The organism is Pseudomonas sp. NFACC13-1 (assembly GCF_900104425.1).
Classification (GTDB): Bacteria; Pseudomonadota; Gammaproteobacteria; order Pseudomonadales; family Pseudomonadaceae; genus Aquipseudomonas; species Aquipseudomonas fluorescens_AA.
This window is the reverse complement of the sequence record NZ_FMXV01000070.1, coordinates 1-1,773: the sequence shown is the minus strand read 5'-3', so window position 1 is coordinate 1,773 and position 1,773 is coordinate 1. Positions and strand designations below refer to the sequence as shown.

The window sequence follows — 1,773 nt, the reverse complement described above, 5'->3', positions numbered from 1 at the left end:
GTGTCGGCGCTGTCGCCGTTGGGGTTTTTCGATTGGGCCGGGGCGTCGTCGTGGGGTTCGTGTTCGCTCAGGCGGGTAGACGGCTGGGATTTTTCCCGCGCCACGGCGGCCGGATTGCTCACAGACAATGGCGCCGAGTGTTCCGGGGTGATGTGCAAGGGTCCGACAGGCGTCGGTTTTAAAGGTGCGCGTTGGCTGACCACCAACGGTTTGAGCACATCGGCATGCTGATTGAGCCGGTCGGGGGTGAGTTGGCCCAGCCTCAGGCTCGACGCCAGCAACCATTCCCGGGCCCGCTCCGAGCGGACCCGGCCCAATACGTTACCGCTCATGCGCAGACCCAGGCCCAGTGCCCCGGTCAAACGCATCAGCAGGAAATTGATCAGTACCGAGGCGCGCAGTTCTCCGACGACTTCGGCCGCGTACTGAGGCGGCAACATCCGCAGCCAACTGGTGAACGCGGCCATGTGAACGAAGAGCAACGGCTCGTCGCTCAACACCATCAACCCTTTGGCAATTGCCTCGGAGGACGCCTTCAGTAGCTGTTCAAGCTCGGCTTGAGTCAGGTACTCCAAGAGTTTTTCGCTGTTGGCCTGCAGATCGGCCAGCAGCCCGAAAACCTGCTTAACGTCGTCCCAGAGTTGATGCAGGGCGCTTTTGAGACCGCGCCAATCAGCCTGCTGCAACACGTCGTAGCGTTGAAGAAACCCGGCGTCGGAAAACTCCGCCCACAGCGACTGAAACTGCTCCCACTCGGCTTTCAGCCAGCCCTCAAGTTCGTCGATCACGCCTTGGTAAGACGCGTACAACGCCTTGACGTGATCGGCCGTGACATGGGGGAAAAAGGTGATGCGATAACGCTGGCCGCGCCAACACTCAGGCACTTCCAGGATGCCGCTGGGGCCGATCACGTGATGGATCGGCTCGCCGAAAATTTCCTTCCCCGGCGTGCCATCGATGACCGGCTCCAGCATCACCGGTGTGTCGCCAATCGGCACGAAACGCGCCGCCTGGAACATGTGCACCAACGTCAGTGGACCACTCGCCGGACACGCGGCCACCGTGGCACTGATGGGTTGATCAAGATTCTTCGGCGCCGCCAGGGACACCTCGTTGCCGACCTTGAACACTTGCTCAAGATCCAGCGCCCAACCGGCCCAGAAGCTTTCAGCCCAGGCGTCGTAGTCGTTCAGGCAGTTTCGAAAGTCCTGGAAAACCGCCTCGACATCCGGCTGCTCGGGGTCCATGGCCGCCACCACCAAAGAACCGATGGTGTTGTTCAGGGCCAGGAGCTTGTCGGGGGCAAACATGCAGGAATCTCGCGATGCGGGGACGAACGCGAGACTCTGCCGGGGATGACAGGGGAATTAAGTCAGTGGGAGGGGACAAAGGATGTAGGGCGATTCGCTAAATTTGAACGCTTGGCGTGCGAACCCCGCCGATGACCATAGATGCCACGATATGAACATGCAGATAGCCAGCCGACTGAAGATCTTTTTGTCTGATGTACCGCCATCGCGAGCAAGCTCGCTCCCACAGGGGACTTGTGGTGGGGGCGGGAATGCGTGGACTGCTGTTCTCACAGGCGCTGGTTAACTTAAGACTGTATGAATCATTGTGGCGAGGGAGCTTGCTCCCGCTCGGCTGCGCCGTAGGAGCTGCCGAGTGAAACGAGGCTGGGGAGTGTCAGATTTTTTGTGTGCGGGCCGGTGACGGCCTGCCGTTAAGCAGGCCTTCATTTACCACGTCGGCCTGATGAACCGGTCCCCGTAC

The 1,773-nt window shown here is 60.5% G+C and carries 1 pseudogene; it reads right to left on the bottom strand.

What is annotated here, in order from left to right:
• Positions 1-1,310 (bottom strand): annotated as a pseudogene (locus BLQ55_RS31050) (type IV secretion protein Rhs); the annotation flags it as partial.
• Positions 1,311-1,773 lie beyond the last annotated feature (463 nt).